The sequence below is a fragment of the Nitrosospira sp. Nsp2 genome (genome assembly GCF_003050965.1).
Taxonomy (GTDB): domain Bacteria; phylum Pseudomonadota; class Gammaproteobacteria; order Burkholderiales; family Nitrosomonadaceae; genus Nitrosospira.
The window spans coordinates 135,421-152,272 of sequence record NZ_QAOU01000005.1 but is presented as its reverse complement, the minus strand read 5'-3'; the positions used below and the strand labels follow the sequence as shown (position 1 = coordinate 152,272).

At 55.3% G+C, this 16,852-nt stretch carries 12 protein-coding genes; 5 read left to right on the top strand and 7 right to left on the bottom strand.

What is annotated here, in order from left to right; translation table 11 throughout:
• Nucleotides 1–6 precede the first annotated feature (6 nt).
• The 5 genes from C8R31_RS11990 to C8R31_RS11970 all read left to right on the top strand — a co-directional run bounded on the left by C8R31_RS11990 (nt 7) and on the right by C8R31_RS11970 (nt 4,745).
• Nucleotides 7–1,434: an RtcB family protein gene (locus C8R31_RS11990; RefSeq protein ID WP_107694301.1), complete on the top strand. Its 1,428-nt coding sequence runs from the start codon at nt 7–9 to the stop codon at nt 1,432–1,434.
• Nucleotides 1,435–1,441: 7 nt separating this feature from the next.
• Nucleotides 1,442–1,894: a universal stress protein gene (locus C8R31_RS11985; protein ID WP_308811276.1), complete on the top strand. Its 453-nt coding sequence runs from the start codon at nt 1,442–1,444 to the stop codon at nt 1,892–1,894.
• A gap of 94 nt (nt 1,895–1,988) precedes the next feature.
• Nucleotides 1,989–2,552: a ribosome hibernation-promoting factor, HPF/YfiA family gene (gene hpf / locus C8R31_RS11980; protein WP_107694300.1), complete on the top strand. Its 564-nt coding sequence runs from the start codon at nt 1,989–1,991 to the stop codon at nt 2,550–2,552.
• Between the two features lie 220 nt (nt 2,553–2,772).
• Nucleotides 2,773–3,372: an isochorismatase family protein gene (locus tag C8R31_RS11975; RefSeq protein WP_107694299.1), complete on the top strand. Its 600-nt coding sequence runs from the start codon at nt 2,773–2,775 to the stop codon at nt 3,370–3,372.
• Nucleotides 3,369–4,745 carry a nicotinate phosphoribosyltransferase gene (locus C8R31_RS11970; protein WP_107694298.1) on the top strand — a complete coding sequence of 459 codons (1,377 nt, stop codon included), beginning with the start codon at nt 3,369–3,371 and terminating at the stop codon, nt 4,743–4,745. Before C8R31_RS11975 ends, C8R31_RS11970 begins: the two co-directional genes overlap by 4 nt.
• Nucleotides 4,746–5,112: 367 nt before the next feature.
• On the opposite strand, the gene C8R31_RS11960 is transcribed toward C8R31_RS11970, so the two are convergent.
• From C8R31_RS11960 to C8R31_RS11930, 7 genes are all read right to left on the bottom strand, one after another.
• Entirely contained in the window at nt 5,113–5,817 is a 705-nt protein-coding gene (locus C8R31_RS11960) for a C39 family peptidase (RefSeq protein ID WP_258192691.1), read from the bottom strand.
• A gap of 218 nt (nt 5,818–6,035) precedes the next feature.
• Complete coding sequence (locus C8R31_RS11955; RefSeq protein ID WP_107694295.1) at nt 6,036–7,703, bottom strand: bifunctional aminoglycoside phosphotransferase/ATP-binding protein; 1,668 nt, start codon at nt 7,701–7,703, stop codon at nt 6,036–6,038.
• A 38-nt stretch (nt 7,704–7,741) separates the two neighbouring features.
• Nucleotides 7,742–8,695, bottom strand: a complete 954-nt coding sequence (locus tag C8R31_RS11950; protein ID WP_107694294.1) for an acetyltransferase — start codon at nt 8,693–8,695, stop codon at nt 7,742–7,744.
• Nucleotides 8,696–9,008: 313 nt separating this feature from the next.
• Nucleotides 9,009–11,999, bottom strand: coding sequence for an EAL domain-containing protein (locus tag C8R31_RS11945; RefSeq protein WP_258192690.1), 2,991 nt, complete (start codon nt 11,997–11,999; stop codon nt 9,009–9,011).
• Nucleotides 11,977–13,056, bottom strand: coding sequence for a chemotaxis-specific protein-glutamate methyltransferase CheB (gene cheB, locus C8R31_RS11940; RefSeq protein ID WP_107694293.1), 1,080 nt, complete (start codon nt 13,054–13,056; stop codon nt 11,977–11,979). Before cheB ends, C8R31_RS11945 begins: the two co-directional genes overlap by 23 nt.
• A complete protein-coding gene (locus C8R31_RS11935) occupies nt 13,053–15,380 on the bottom strand; it encodes a hybrid sensor histidine kinase/response regulator (RefSeq protein ID WP_107694292.1) in 2,328 nt (775 codons plus the stop codon). The genes cheB and C8R31_RS11935 overlap by 4 nt, the downstream gene beginning before the upstream one ends.
• A complete protein-coding gene (locus C8R31_RS11930; RefSeq protein WP_107694291.1) occupies nt 15,377–16,852 on the bottom strand; it encodes a methyl-accepting chemotaxis protein in 1,476 nt (491 codons plus the stop codon). Before C8R31_RS11930 ends, C8R31_RS11935 begins: the two co-directional genes overlap by 4 nt.

Sequence of the window (16,852 nt, the reverse complement as noted above, 5' to 3'; positions counted from 1 at the left end):
AACGTCATGAATCTACAGCAGCTACAGCAACTGCAGCCCTATCTCTGGAGTCTGCCCCGGGTACCAGGCGAGAAGCGGGCAGACGTTTTGCTCTACGGAAGCGCTCCGTTGCTGGTGAGCATGGACGACAAGGTGCTGGAGCAGATTGCCGATGTCGCCGCCCTGCCTGGGCTGGTTGGCGCTGCCATGACCATGCCCGATGCCCATTGGGGCTATGGGTTTCCCATCGGCGGCGTTGCCGCGTTCGATGCGGAACGCGGTGGAGTGATTTCCGCCGGGGGAGTTGGGTTCGATATTTCCTGCGGGATACGCTGCCTGCGCAGTAATCTTGACATAAACGATGCTGCGCCCGAGTTCGCTCGCCTCGCAGATGCGCTATTTCACGCGATTCCGGCTGGGGTTGGCGAAGAGGGCGAGATCAAGCTGACCCCAGCGCAGCTCGATGAAGTGATGCAAGACGGCGCGCAATGGGCAGTCAACCAGGGTTACGGCAATACCACAGATCTGGATTACATAGAAGAACGTGGTCGCGTCAATGGCGCGGTTACCGATCATGTTTCAGAACTCGCTAAAAAGCGGCAGCGTGGCGAGATGGGCACACTTGGCTCAGGTAACCATTATCTCGAAGTGCAAGCGGTGGAACATATTTACGATGCTACTGCCGCGCAGGCTTTCGGTCTTTCCGAAGGACAAATTGTCATTTCAATACACTGCGGTTCACGTGGCCTCGGGCACCAAATCGGAACTGAGTATATGGTCCTGCTGGCCAAAGCGGCCAACCGGTTCGGCATCCGTTTACCCAACCGCGAACTGGCCTGCGCACCGATCAAATCACCGGAAGGCCAGCAATATACCGGTGCGATGAACGCTGCGATCAACTGTGCGCTTGCCAACCGGCAAATTCTTACTCACCTGGCGCGCACCACCTTTATACAAGTGTATCCCCATGCCGAACTTGAAACCCTGTTCGATGTTTCGCACAATACCTGCAAGATCGAAACGCATGAGATTGACGGCGAATCCAGGGCTCTTCACGTGCACCGCAAAGGCGCCACGCGTGCGTTCGGTCCGGGGCACGAGATGTTGCCGGAGCGTTATCGCGCCGTGGGTCAACCGGTCGTCATCGGGGGCAGCATGGGCACGGGCTCGTACATCCTGGCCGGCGCCAGCGGAAACCCGGCGTTTGCCTCGGCCAGTCATGGCGCCGGCCGGGCCATGAGCAGGCATCAAGCGTTGGCACGGTGGAAAGGCCGTGCGTTGATCGATGAACTGGCGCGACAGGGCATACTGATACGGACCCGATCCATGCGGGGCGTAGCGGAAGAGGCCCCCGGCGCATATAAGGATGTTGACCTTGTCGCCGAGGCGACGGAACAGGCGGGGCTGGCGCGGCGAGTTGCTTTCCTTCGTCCAAAAGTTTGCGTCAAGGGATGATTTCGAAATGGCCATGTATCAGCGTATCCTGGTGCCCATTGACGGGAGTCCAACTTCCCAACGGGCGTTTGAGGAAGCGCTTGGCCTCGCCCGGCAAGCGGGGCAGGGCACGCAACTGGAATTGTTGCATGTTGTCGAGATAATCCTTTTTCCCGACAGTGAAATTTATTTCAACTATGCTGAGCTTCAGAAAATCATGAGAAGCAGCGGCGAAAAAATACTGGCGGAGGCCGAAAAAATGGTCCGGCAGGCGGGTGTCGCAGTGCAGAAAAGATTGCTCCAGGCTGATGGAGAACGCATTGCCAACGTAATCGTCGAAGAAGCCCGGCGTTGGCCCGCCGACTTGATTGTCATAGGCACCCACGGCCGTTCCGGTTTCAGCCGTATTCTCTTTGGGAGTGTGGCCGAAGGCGTTGTGCATACCGCTGATGTCCCCGTGTTATTGATCCGCGGGGCATAATCCGCGTCAAATCGAAATTTGTGCTCACATCGTGAAAGTCCTGTCCTATTTTTTCAAGATAGGCCTTGCAACGTAAACATTGGAGGATATCGTCATGAAATTGCCACTGCAGATTACCACGAGGGACGTTCCCCATTCTGAAGCGCTGGAGGCTCACATTCGTCAGAAAGTGGAAAAGCTCGACACGTTCTACCCGAAAGTCATGGGCTGCCGAGTGGTGGTCGACGTTCCGCACAAGCATAAACATCAAGGGCGCACCTTTAACGTGCGTCTCGATATTACAGTGCCTGGCAGGGAACTGGTGGTGAATCAAGCGCATGAGGATGTATATGTCGCGGTCCGCGACGCCTTTGATGCGGCCAAGCGCCAGTTGGAGGATTATGGCCGGCGGCAGCGCGGCGATATCAAGGCGCACACACCGGTACTACATGGGAGGATAGTGCGTCTCATAACCGAGGAAGGCTACGGATTTATTGAGACTCCAGAAGGAGAGGAACTCTATTTTCACCGCGATAACCTGGCTGAAAATAACTTCGAGAAATTGGAGGAGGGCAGCGAAGTCAAGTTTCTTGAAGATATTGGTGGCGAGGGTCCTCAGGCGAAGCGTGTAAGCGCTGGCAAGCGCCACATCGCGGAGGGCGAAGCAGAACAGGAGTGATGAGTCCTGGCCGTTGCGCTCTTCGCCACGGGGCCTCCTGCTTTTTCTCTGTTCCATGAGTGCCCAGCCTGATTCTCTGTTCCATGAGTGCCCAGCCTGATTCTCTGTTCCATGAGTGCCCAGCCTGAGGCACTTATGCTGACGCTGGTCACGCGATTCTCATGGTGCCGGCGTCGATACCGAAGTTTCGGTCGACAGCACAAGCAGAGAGTAAATTCCAATGAGTAATGGTCGGCACGCGAAAATCGGTCTTCAGGCTGGCGATGCTTTGATTCTGGTGGACGTGCAAAATGACTTTCTTCCCGGCGGCAGTCTCGCTGTACCTGCCGGGAACGAGGTCGTCCCGGTGCTAAATCGCTATCTCGCGCTATTCCATTCACAGCGTTTGCCTGTTTTCGCCACCCGCGACTGGCATCCCCCCGATCACTGCTCCTTCCAGCGTCAGGGCGGTCCATGGCCGTCCCACTGCATTGCGGCGACCCAGGGCGCGGCCTTTCCCTCCAGCCTTCACCTTCCCGCTGATACTTTTGTCATATCCAAGGCGACCGCGCGGGAGAGGGATGCCTATTCGGGCTTTGATAACACCCAACTCGATTCCTTACTAAAGTCCGCCGGCACTGTGCGCGTATTCATAGGGGGCTTGGCGACGGAGTATTGCGTGCTCAATACCGTGAAGGATGCGCTGCGTTGCCACTACGCGACGTTTGTTCTCGAGGACGCGATCCGCGCCATTGACACCAGCCTGAACCACGGCGGCGCCAGTGAGCAGATGAAAACCCTGGGCGCGATTCCCATCCACCTTGAAATGCTTAACGCATGAATCCCGGTTCCAGTCCGCTTCTGACCGACCATTATCAACTTATGATGATGCAGAGCTATCTGGAGCGGGGAATGGAAGAAACCGCAGTATTTGAGCTTTTTGTACGTAAGCTCCCGTCGTGCCGTAATTTCATGGTCGCAGCGGGTCTGGAGCAGGTCCTGGATTTTCTGGAGAATCTTACGTTCTCTCCGGACGAGTTGGCATGGCTGGCCACGCGTTTTCAACCTCATTTCATCGATTATCTTGAACGGTTCCATTTTAACGGGGACGTTCATGCCATGCCGGAAGGGACTCTTTTTTTTCCGGACGAGCCCATCCTGAGGATAACCGCACCGCTGCCACAAGCCCAGCTGGTCGAATCGCGGGTCATGAATCTGCTGCACTTCGAGACCATGATCGCAACAAAGGCCGCGCGCTCGGTGCTGGCGGCGCCTGGCAAGCTACTTGTGGATTTCGGCATGCGCCGCGCTCATGGCGCTGAGGCGGCTCTCCTCGCCGCACGGGCGAGCTACCTTGCCGGGTTTTCCGGCACTGCCACCGTGCTGGCGGGGATGCTGTATGGGATTCCGTTATTTGGCACCAGCGCCCATTCCTACATACAGGCCCACCCCGATGAAGCTATGGCGCTGGAGAACTTTGCCCGTTCCTACCCGGACAACGCTGTTCTGCTGATCGATACGTACGACACCGAAGCGGCTGCAGCCAAGGTGGTGAGCTTGGCTCGCAAACTGAGCGCAGATGGGATAAGCATAAAGGGTGTGCGGCTGGATAGCGGCGATCTTGCCATGCATGCCCGGCGCGTCAGGCGGATACTCGACGAAGGCGGACTGGAAGATGTCGCTATCTTTGCCAGCGGAAACCTGGATGAATACCGTTTGGGTACGCTCGTGTCACCCGCTGAATCGCCGGCCGCGCCAATCGATGGTTTTGGCGTGGGAACGGCGCTGGATGTCTCTAGCGATGCGCCGTCGCTCGACTGCGCCTACAAGCTACAGGAATACGCCGGCAAGGCGCGCCGCAAGCGCTCGGAAGGAAAAGCAACCTGGCCAGGAAGAAAACAGGTTTATCGCAATTACGATGTCTCCAGCGGCTATATCTCACACGATATCGTCACGCTGGAGGGAGAAGATCGTCACGGCGGAGAGCCGCTCATTGTCCCCGTAATGCGGAGCGGAAAGCGTATTAACGGCAGTAGCACGCTTGACGAAATGCGTAAACGGGCGTTGGCTGGCTACGCCCGTTTGCCGCAGTCTTTGGCGGCGATCGATGCATCGTCGGCTTACCCGGTGGAGATTTCCGCACCGTTGCGCGCTCTGGCGAATCAGCTGGATGTGGATACGGGGGCGCAACCGTTTCAGGCACCAGCATCATAATGTCATTATCAAATCTCACTCGCGTCGCACTAACGGTCCGGCATCGGACAATTCGCTCGGATTCATCCACGGAGGCATGGCGGTAGGCATGAGCTTCGCCTCCATGGATTCGAGCAGAGCGTTGATCCGGTGAGTTTGGCCCTGAAATGCCGCGAGAAGCGTATGTAAATTTCGATTTGGTTCCACGTTTTTGAGCTCTAGCAGATGCAGCACAAGCTGGGTCCCAGGCTAACTCCCCGCACCTGTATTCGGAAGCATACGTGCCGGAGACCCGATGGAGCGACCCTGTCCGCAATGGGCAGGAATGCGATCCCCAATCATTTATTCCAGTTCGACGCGTAGCCCAAAAAGACGGACAACGCAGAGCTCATCTTCCTTTATCAGGGGTATCCTGATTCCCACGGGAATGGATGACAAGCAGATTGGCATCATGCGTGACAATTCCCAGCAGCGCGGCGCCCAACACCCGGTCTATAGTGCACCAATACTCCTGGAACGGACCGTATGGATCAGCTACAAGTACAGTACGCTTCAGCCGGTCATAGCCGGTCAATACAACGAAATGCCCAGCCTGAAAGCCTCGCACGTCATCGGGTGTATCATCCGGTCCATATTCTCTCGGAGCGCGGTAAAGGTAGGTGGAGCTCAATTCGGTCAGAATAGGCAGGCCACGGCGCAAAAGGCCATGGATGAGTGATTGCGAGAGGTCGATAAGCAGCAACCGCCCACCCAGGCGGAGGAACTCCAGATAGCCTTCCGTGGCATGCCGCAATCTTGGTTCCGTTTTTAGCTCGCGCTGGAGCCTTAGCCGTTCGGCGATGTCCACGCCCGGAGCGAACCAGGTCGGATCGAAAACCATCAGGTTGTAGGTATATATCGTGGCCTGGAAACCGTTGCGCATGGCATCGCAACCCAGAAAAACTGCAGAGGTGCCACTGTCGCTATCCAGTTTCCGGGTTCGCGTTATGACACTCCTCAGCGTCTCCGTCTTTCCCCAATAGTTATACATTGCATGCAGGCAGGTCGGCCCGCATGTCGTTTCATCCGGCTGAGGCAGTGTTCTGACTGGCAAGCGTACTGTTGTCCTGAGCATGGCATTGATATGGGCTGACTGGGCTGGTGAGGTAATTCTGGAACTCGGGACAGCCTCCTGCACGGTTTCTTAAAGAAAGGTTAGCACGGAGATGGGGCAAAGTGGAATGCCGTTCCCGTGAAATATAAACAAGAGTTGATCGCTGATGCGAGAAGAGTTCGATAGTTAGGAAGGGGGTCTAGGGCCTCGTTGACGTTTTAGGATGTGGTTGGGTTCATGTTATTTTTCGGACGGATCAATCGATCGAGCTTTTCCCACTCGGGGGCATCAATGTCAAACCCCTCTCCTTCATTCAGGAACGTTACCGCATGGGCTTGCTCTGCCGGTGATAGCACTTCCTGTTTTGACTGCAACGACTTAAGTACCGCGAGATCTGCTTCGGAAGCATCCTTCAACTTGCATAGCCGCCGGCGAATGCGCGTCGTCAAATCGATCGCGCTGGCTTGCAGCGAAGCAATGGCAAACGGGGCCTCGAGTTCATGCGCGAGTCCGTGGAAATATTCGCGTTCGCTCTGCCTCAGAAAGGCGGCATCCACAATCACGGTATTGCCCGCCATCAGCAGTTCGCGCGCGAGTTTGTGGAGGCGCTCATAAGTATGTTGTGTCGCGCTTGCAGTGTATATGGCATCGCCCGATTCGCGGCTGTCCGCCAGCGGCGTGAGCCCAAATAGACGTTTACGCTCCACATCGGAACGGATGCGTATTGCCTGGAACCGTTCCAGCGCTGTCTGCGCAAAAGTTGTTTTGCCTGACCCGGGTAATCCATGTGTAATAATCAGCGCGGGGCGGTGCCACGCGAGGCGCTCCCCAGCAAGAGCAACAAGACTGAAGCAATTGGCCAATGCGGCCGTTCTTGCTCGCTTACGCAAGCCCGTCTGCTCCGCGCGAATCGCGCTGACCATGGCGCGCACCACGGCGCGGTAGGCAATATAGTAACGCAGCAAGCATACCCCGCCGTAATCTCCAGTAGACTCCAGGTAAGCGTTCAAGAAACGGAAGGCGAGGTCAGGTCGCTGGTAGTGCAACAGATCCATGACGGTAAATGCAACTTCATTCATTAGGTCAATCCAGCGCAGCGACGGGTTGAACTCGATACAGTCGAAGGGGATGGGCTGATTGCCGATGAGTGCGATATTGCCGAGATGCAGGTCACCATGGCACTCGCGTACAAAACCCTGCGCGTGGCGCTGTTCAAGGCGATACTCGCATTTGCCATATTCCATTTCCATGGCATGACGCAGCGGGGTCACCCTGGTTTCATCATCGTGACTCGCCAGTGCACCTTGCAAGCGCTCAAAGCTTTTTGATACTAATGAATAGGTGGCCGCGGCTGTACCAAACTCAACTGACGCTTTCGCCATTGGCAGGCCGGCATGAAATTGGGCGATGGTGGCCGCGAGGCTATCCATATGCGAGGGTAGAATCTTATTGCGCGCGGCGAGGCGATCCAATTGTTTCAGGGTGGAAAAGCGCCGCATTCGGACAGCATATTCAATCGCTGGCAGCGTGCCCAACTGGGGTATTTCCGGCGTGCCCCCGATGGGAATAACATCGAGATACAGCCGTGGCGCCAATCGGCGGTTAAGTCGGATTTCCTCGTCGCAATAATCGAGGCGCCTTGCCAGGCTGGTAAAATTGAGGAAGCCGAGATCAACCGATTTCTTGATTTTGTACGCGTAACGTCCCGCCAGGAGCACCCAGGATATGTGCGTTTCAACCAGTCGCACCCGTTTCGCGGGATGGGGATAGCGCTCCCCATCCAACAAGGCAGTGATCAGCCTGCTCTGCAGACCGTCATTTACTTGCGGAGTAGGAGAATGGGATTTTGAGCACTTGACCATTGCTTTCAGCAAGACACCGACCATGCCGTCGCATGATAGCTGGAAGAGCGACCAGTCGGATTCTAAGGAAACTGTTCAGCGAACATCGCAAGGAACCCCTCCAGCGCATCTGCGGGAAGCCGGTTAATACCCGCCGCGGCCCGGCGCCCTCCACCTGTCTCAAACTTGAGGCAGAGCGTATCGGCACCCTGCGGATTGGTGATCGGGGCGCGCACGCTGACCGTATAACCGCCATACCGATTCGATGTGATCACCGCATGAGCGCTCATCGGATTATCGTTCGCCAGTTTGTTCGCGAAAACACCGTTTACCCGCCTTGCCCACGCTTCATCGGGTAGCATATAGGCCGCGTGATGTCCGCCGGCCTGCAGGGGTCGAATCGGAGCAACCATGCTGATATCGTGATGAAACCCAGCCGCAAGCCGGTCAAATGCTGGTGACCTGGCAATAAAATCAAATGGATCGGGATATGGCCGCATTTCTTCGTACAGCTTGCCCGGTTCGAAATGCAGATCTTGCAGACGGTCGCCATAACCATTGTAATTCAAGTACTCACCCAGCGATGCCAGCTTTTCTGTTTCGGGTTCCGAAAGCCCCGCATCTTTCGCAAGGGCGCGGCCGCTCTGCCCAAGATTATCCCCAAAGGCGGCCACGATTGCCCATAAGCGGTAGTGCCCTCGCAAGTACCGATCAACCAGGATGCTAGTGCATACTTGCGCGGATAAGTCGATATGGGCGGCAAGATTTTGGTGCAGCGGTATTTCACCTGCATAATGGTGGTCGAAATACTCGACGCTTGCTCCCGCCTCCAGCAAGCGCATGAGCCCCTTTCGGTTACTGTCGAGCGAGATATCGAGTACGGTTACCTGATCACCCATGCCGGCTTCCACCCGGTCAAGCAGCTTGATGTCGCGCTTGACTCCGGTAACCAGTGTGGCCGGCGCCGGGTTTTCGAGCCGGAGCTGATGCAATGCACATAAGCCGTCGGCATCGCCGTTAAACACATCATAATTCATGCTGGTTTCTCGGAATTCGACTCAATAATTTTCAAATAGTACGCTTGGTAAATAGCAGGTATTAACAGGAGAAGCGTATAGCGCCGCAGGAGTCGGAATAGCGGCTCCGGTTCGCATTGACCGCGGCGCAAACGCGCCTAGCGCAACCTCGATTAATAGTTCAGGGGTTCTTCCCATGAGAAAGCTGATATTTGCCGCCCTGATGTTTTTTATAAACCGCGGAGCACGGGCGGAACGTGTAAGCGAACTTACAGGCGGCACTAAGAGGCAAGGAAGCAGCTTACACCGCTAATGGGCAGGGTACCAGAAGGTTCTATTGTGGAGGCTGTGCCACTTTTTCAGGGAGCGGCTGCATTGAAAGTGTTTTATTTTGCCTCAGAATTTCCTCTATCTTATCGGCTGTGACGCCGGGACTAAACAGATATCCCTGCATTTCATCGCATTCAAGCGCGCGTAGAAGCGCTGCCTGCTCATGGGTTTCAACCCCCTCCGCGATTACCTGCAGATGCAGGGAGTGCGCCAGAGATATGATGGCGGAAACGATCGTAAAGTCATCGGGATTTGTCGTCATATTGATAATGAAAGCGCGATCGATTTTAAGCACGTTCACCGGTAATTTGGCTATATAGTTGAGCGACGAATAGCCAGTCCCAAAGTCATCTATCGCAACTTCGATATTCATATCGCGTATGCGCCTGAGCTTTTGAATATTCGCTTCAATGTCCTGCATGATCACACTTTCGGTAATTTCAAACTCCAGGCCGATCTCGATGTTTTGGGCGGCGTCCAGGACGCTTGCAACCATATCGACGAAATCGCTCTGCTGTAGTTGAATCGGCGAGACATTCACTGCAATTTTGGGGGGATTCAACCCCATGTTTTGCCATTTCCTGTAATCCGATATTGCCTTGCTTAACGCCCAGCGGCCTGCCTCCAGGATCATCCGCGTTTCTTCGAGCAAGGGAATGAAACTGAGCGGCGGTATAAGGCCGATTTCGGGATCACGCCAGCGCATCAATGCCTCCAGGCCGCTGATTTTTCCAGTTCTCAGATTAATTTTAGGTTGGTAGTGCAGCACCAGCTGTTCTTGCTCCAAGGCCTGTCGCAACTTGGTTTCAAGCTTGAGCTTCTCCGTGATGCGAGCGTTAAACTCGGGTGCATAAAACCGGTGCCTGTCGCAAGAAAGCTTGGCCCTTTTCAGTGCCGTTTCAGCGTGCCGCAAAAGCGTATCGGCATCCAGACCATCGTCAGGATAAGACGATGTTCCTGCTCTGGCTGAAACGTGCAGCCCCTGTTCGCCTATCGGGAACGGTTGGTTCTGGATTCCGAGCAAAACTTTGTCCAGAATATGCGCAATCGATGTACTTTCTCCTTGATGCATAGTGGCGATCGCAAAGTGATCTGCCGAAAGATGGGCCAGGATATCTGTTTCCGGGAGCAACTGCTTCAGTCGTTGTGCGAGCTGACGCAACAGGCTATCTCCCGCTTGGTGGCCAAGCGACTGGTTTATACTGCTGAATCGCTCGAGGTCGAGAATAATTACCGAAAGGACCTTACGACTGTGATCACTCGTCGCGATTCGCTGGCCGACACGATCGAGAAAAAGCGCTCGATTAGGAAGGTTCGTTACCGCATCAAAGAAAGCCAGATAATTGATGCGTTCCACCTTTTTCAAATGGTCCATGGCGAAAGAAATGTCGCCGGCCATTTCGTTTAACAGAGCCATTTCCTCCTCATCGAAAAACCCGATTTCCGGTGCGTAGAGCGCGAAGATGCCCACCACTTCCGCTTCCAGCGTTAACGGCAGCACCACCATCGAGTGATAGCCGCGCTCCAGCGCAGTGCTGTGGTCCGACTGCATCCGCGGGTCCGTAAGATCGTTGCAAATCGCTGGCTTGACCTGCTTTATCGCCTGCGCTATCAAGAATGAGTTTCCTGAAGATTCGAGCACGTTATCCAAACTGAGCTGTGACAGATAGCCATCATCTCGTCCGGCCTTTGCTATTGGCGTGACGTTCCGTGCCTCTGCATTGAACGTGCCAATCCAGCTAAACACAAATCGGCCGTGATCCACCGCGATACGGCATGCGTCATCAAAAAGCTCTTGTCTTCCTCTAACGCGCACGATAGTGGTGTTGATACCGCTTAACACGCTGTAAATCCGGTTGAGCCGGACAATTCGGGCCTCATACTCCTTACGCAGGGAGATTTCCACAGTCAACGCCTCGGTTCGCTGTGCGACCAATTGCTCCATGTTTTCATGCAGCCGGGCACGCTCCAGCGCAATGCTTACCTGCTGCCCGATGCCATATAACATTTCCAGTTCATTATCATTGAACGGATCTTGTTCGTTCCCCACCACATTGAGGATGCCTCGGTTCTGGTTACCACTCCGCAAAGGGACGCTCGCGTGGCAGCGGGGGCTCTCGGTATCCCCTTCGGGTTTCACAAGATACCGGCAACTGACAATGTTGGTGACCTGGCCCAGGTCCCCTGCGAGGAACAGGCGCTGACAGTCGCATCGTGCATCGGTCGTATTCGCTGCCACTAATGTTGCCGGGGCATTGCGCGCGGCAGCCAATCTGAAAGTATTGTCGTTTTCCAGGTAGATCCATCCGGACCGTAGCCCGGGTAGCCCCATGGCATACTCAAGCGCTTTTTCACAAACCTCGCGTTCAGTTACGGCCTGGTTCAAGCCCTCGGCGATGCGGTAAAGGCCGCTGAGTAAGTGATTAGAGTGAGCCAGTTCCAGCTGCCGCGCATGGAGTTCATTGTTGAGACGGATTGCATCCTCATAGATTGAAATCAGCAGATCCAATATCTGCTGGCGTTCGGCATTTATGAAATGCTTTTGTCCTCCCAGATAAATTTCCATTCCCATCTGCATTTTCTGATTCTTGCGTAATGCTAGATTCATAAGCAGATAGCTGATGCGGGAAAGGAGATACTCGTTTTCATAAGGCTTGCGGATGAAGTTATCAGCACCGCATTCCAGCCCTTTCATGATATCCCTGATGTCTGACAGCGAGGTGAGCAGGATGACGGGTATATCCTTGAGCTCTTCCGCCCGTTTGATTTCGCGGCATAGCGTGTATCCATCCATCTCGGGCATCATCACATCGCTTACGATAAGCGTGGGTTTGTGCCGCCGAGCCGCTGCGAGGGCCTCCTTGCCATTTGCCACGGCTATCACGGAATAGCCGTCCTCCTCAAGCAGGTAACGCAGTTTTTCAGCCTGGGTCGGGCTGTCCTCCGCAATCAAAATCTCGGCATTGATGGGCTTACTTTGAATATCGCACGCCACGCTCTGATTCTCCCCTATGATTCACAAGATTTGTTAACGCCGTGGCAATCTTTTCCAGCGGGAGGATCAGCATCGCTGCATCCAGCCTGATTGCCTCACCTGGCATGCCATGCACTACGGAACTGTCCCTGTCCTGGGCAAAAGTAATGGCGCCACGCTCCTTGAGTAGCTTCAGTTCGCTTGCTCCATCGCGCCCCATTCCCGTCAATAAACCGGCCACAGCCTCGGCTCCGTAGATCTCGGCAATAGCACGGAAGAGGTATGAGATCGAAGGCCTTAACCCATGCTCGGGATCATTTTTTGTCAGAACAATCTTTCCCTCGCGCTCTACCTTCATCTGGTGCTCATCAGGCGCCACATAGACATGTCCGGGCAGCAGTGATTCGCCGTGTGTTGCGACATGGACGGGTAGGCCCGATGAAGTCGCCAGCCAGCGGGCGAATCCGGTGATAAACCCGGGAGACATGTGCTGGACGATTAAAATTGGCACAGCGAAATTTCTGGGAAGTGCCGCCAGGATCGTTTCGAGCGCCGGCGGTCCCCCGGTGGAGGCACCGATGGCTACAACTCTTATTTTGGCCGATCCTCGCGTCAACGCCACGTTTGCCGGTCGCGGAGCCGGCGCGGCAGCCCGGTCGCGCGGCCAGCGACGTATTACCTTAACTTCTGACATCAGCTTTACAGTCTGTAGCATGTCTCGCGCCATGACCTCATGATCGGGATGGCCGATGCCGGCCGGACGGCGCAGCACTGCCAGCGCGCCTGCGTCCATTGCCTTAAATGTTGTGGCGACTTCAAAAGGATCTTCGGTACCGCTTACGATGACGATGGGCGTGGGATCGGTTTCCATGATCAAGCGCGTGGCGTCAAGCCCGTTCAGTTTGGGCATGTGGATGTCCATGGTGATAACGTCCGGCCGCTGGCGCCGCACGACATCGAGCGCTTCCTCGCCGTCACATGCTGTGCCGACAACGCTGATGCCAGGGTCGGAGCTGAGAATGTGTACAAGGAATTCACGCACTACGGACGAGTCATCCACTACCAGAACTCTGATCATGAAAGCGCAGACGACGTGCCGATAAGCCGCCGAATAACCTCCAGCAGGTTGCTCTGATCGAAATTGCTTTTCACAATGTAGGCGTTGGCGCCAGCATCAATCCCCCGCTCGCGGTGTTCACGTGATTCCAGTGCCGTGACCAGCACGACGGGTAGTCCCGCAAATTTCTTCTCGGCCCGGATTTGAGCCGTGAGGCCAAAGCCATCCATGCGTGGCATTTCCACATCGGAGACGACCAGGTCAAATGAGCCCGTCTTAAGGGTTGTGAAACCATCCACTCCATCCACGGCTGTGGTGACACGATAGCCCCCCGACTCCAGGATGTTTTTGAGCAACACGCGCGAAGTAATAGAATCCTCCACCACCAGAACCGATTGTTTTTTTGCTTTCTCGTCCTTTCGGGAAGGTATCGGGCGCGCACTCTCCTGGGCTGCAGGGGGTCGCTTCACAGCCGATTTGAGTAAATCGGCTGGGTTGAGCACAGGCGCCATGCGGCCGGACCCGAGGACGCTCGCTCCCGCGATATTTCGTACCCGGACCAAAGGCCGAACCAGTGCTTTGGCCAGCACCTCTTGTTCACCTACAATCGCTTCGACTAAAAACGCCACGCGAAGGAGACCGGACCCAAGCACTACGGCGGTTACACTGTCCGTTGGCTCGCCGGGTGCGGAATGACGGGGTAATTCAAGTATGTCGCTCAACCAGACGAGTGAGATCGGCTGTTCATCCACCAGGATGGTGGTTCGGTTCTCCACCGTTCGAATTTCTGTATCAGGAACCCGAACCACTCGCTCAACGCTCGTTGAGGGAATAACAAAAAGTTGCTCGCCAGCATGAACGAGTAGTCCGCGGAAGTTTGCCAGCGTTCGCGGCAACGAAATATGGAAAGCAGTCCCAGCACCGGGTATCGACTTTATAACGATGTTCCCACCCAGATGCTCGACCTTTTCATGGACAATCGCAAGGCCAAGTCCCCGCCCGGATATATCGGTGACCATGGGGCTGGTTGTGACGCCCGATTTAAAGGCCAGTGCCGCCACTTCCAGTTCACCCAACTGCTCTGCCTCCTCGGCCGAGATAACGCCGAGCTTGCAGGCTACAGCTTTAACCATGGCGAGATCAAAGCCGGCCCCATCATCCGTGACGAGCAGCTCAACCGTACTGCTGTCTTTTTGCGAACATGCTAACGTGATTGTTCCGTGTGGTGGTTTGCCCTTGCTTACTCGCACCGCGGTTGGCTCGATACCGTGATCAATGCAATTACGCACGAGGTGGATAAGCGGATCCTTCATCTCTTCCAGGATGTGTCTATCTATCTCAAGCTCGCTTCCCCGGATCGTCATTTCCAAGTTTTTACCCTGATCGCGTGCCAGTTCTCGCGAGAATCGCGGGAGAATCTGAAGCAACGACGCGAACGGCAGTAATTGCATCTCCTTGACGTCTTGCCGCAGGCCGTCGGTAAGGCTGGTCAGCATTCGCTGATCCTGCTCGGCCGCGCGTTGCAAGCGTGCAAGCTGATCCTCGAGCATTTTCATCTGGACTTGCTCGGCATCGAGATATTTGAGGAGCTTTGGAAGCTCATGCGTCCTGATTGAGCTGTTGCCATTCACGGCAGTATGCGTAAGTTCACGATCAACCACTCTCAATACCGGTTGGATTTGAAGCCGCTGTTTCTTCCATGCTGCGAGTGTGGTGAATGCGTGCCCAAGTTCCTCGGCGCGGTGACCTACCGCCAGGCACGGCAGCAACAGTTCCTCAACCTGGCGCATGACTGTGTCCAATTTTTTTGCTGAGACCCTTACAGTAGCGGGTGCCCGGCTAGGTGCCGCGCCTAATACCTCTCGTGTATCGACGTCGGTTGGTGCATCCTCCGAGGACGGGAGCACAGGCTCAGGTGCCGTCGAAAATTCAGGCAGCGGCCTTAGCAATGCCTCATTAATTTGACAAACGAGTGCGCCGATCAGAGGTTTAAGGGCGCCCTTCTGGCCGTCATCGATGGCAAGAAGCCGCTCTACGGTGTCGGTCCCTTGGAGTAGCAGGTCGATCAATTCTGGCGAGATGACCAGGCGCTTCGCTTTCATTGCTGAAAACGCATTCTCCAACGAACGGCAGACTGCCTCGATGTCCGTGTGATTAACGGTTCGGGCAGCCCCCTTTAAACTGTGGGCGGCCCGGAAAATCGTCTCAACAAGTGCAAATTGTTCCGCCAGTGGTGTTTTTTCCAGGACCAGCAGTCCCGAAGACATTGTCTGCAGATGCGCATCTGCTTCAACGCGAAATGTGATGAGGAGCTTCTTCAGAAGCACATCATCCTTGCTTGTCATGAGCGTCTTCCATTCTTGATCTCACCTACTAACGCCCTCAGCCGGGTCCCCATGTCATGGAGTGCCTGTGCAGCTTTCTCCGCCTGCCTGGTGCCCGCTACGTTCTGTTCGCTCGCCTCCCTGATATTGTTCATCGCCACTGCTACCTGATCCATGCCGACCATCTGCTGATGGCTGGACGCGGCGATCTGGGTCGCTGCCTGAGACGCTTCGTTAATACTGGCTGACAGCAGCCTGATTGCCTCATCGGTTTCGGCTGATTGTTTCACGCCAGCTTCAACTGCCTTGTTGCCCTGTTCGGTGGCGAGAACGGCGACGTTGGTTGCCTTCTGAATATCGCCGAGAATAGTACGCACCTGGCCGGTTGCCTGCTTTGATTGCTCGGCAAGGCTTCTGATTTCATGTGCCACCACGCCGAAACTCTTGCCTTGTTCGCCCGCCCGGGCGGCCTCGATGGCGGCATTAACCGCGAGGAGATTCGATTGCTCAGCCAGGTCGTTGACGGTGGCAATGATCTGGCCGATGGCATGGCTCTGCTCGGATAACTGGACAATGCTTTCCGCGATGGAGCCCATCTGCTCCCTGATGCGGTGCATCACATGAAGAGCTTCCTCCACCGATTTGCGTCCTGCCTGGGAGACATTCGACGCTTTCTGCGCGCTTTCTGAAACATACTTCGCCTTTTGGCTTGCATGCTGGGCGGTTTGCTTGACCTCTTCCACCGTGGCGGTTGTCTCGCTCACTGCGGCTGCGGTCTCGGCTGCGCTTGACGCTACTTGGGTGGTCGTGGCGAGAATCTCGGCTGAGGAAGATGACAGCTGAGAGATATTTTCACGAAGTTCGCGTGTAATAACACGGCTGAGATGGGTCCCGATCGCCAACCCGACAATAACGGCAAACAGGGCCGCCACTATCAATGTCAGCATATATGAACTTACCTGCTCGGCAAGTTCAATTCTTCCTTTATCCAGTAGCTTCGCTTGTTGATCGTAGAAACGCGTGGCCTTGTCGATGAGTGCGATGCTGCGAGGACGGAATTCCCTGATCGTAAAGGCGAGTGCTTCTTCGTTCTTTGCTTCCAGTGCCAGTCGTACCGCCTGTTGTTGAGCCTTCTCCGTTTGCTGCTGGAGCAACTGAAGGTCGTCCAGCAGGTCGCTGCCTTCCCGCCCAGCCATCAGGCTGCGCATTCTTTCAAAAATTTGCTCGTACTTGCGGTCAATAGCATCTAGAAGATCTTGATTTGTCTTTAGTAGTTCCGTTGGATACAGCAAAATACCCCGGACATACGTCTGCTGGGCAAAAGTCGCGGTGCGCAGTTCATTGGCGGCCTCCAGGAGTCGCTCGTCGACATTCAGAAAATGGTTGTATCTTGCTTGGGTCTGTTTGAGCGAATAAAAAGAGACGCCGGTTACCAGCACGAGCAGTGCCAGAATGATTGTGTAGCTGCCGATTATTTTCTTGCTGATGGTCAT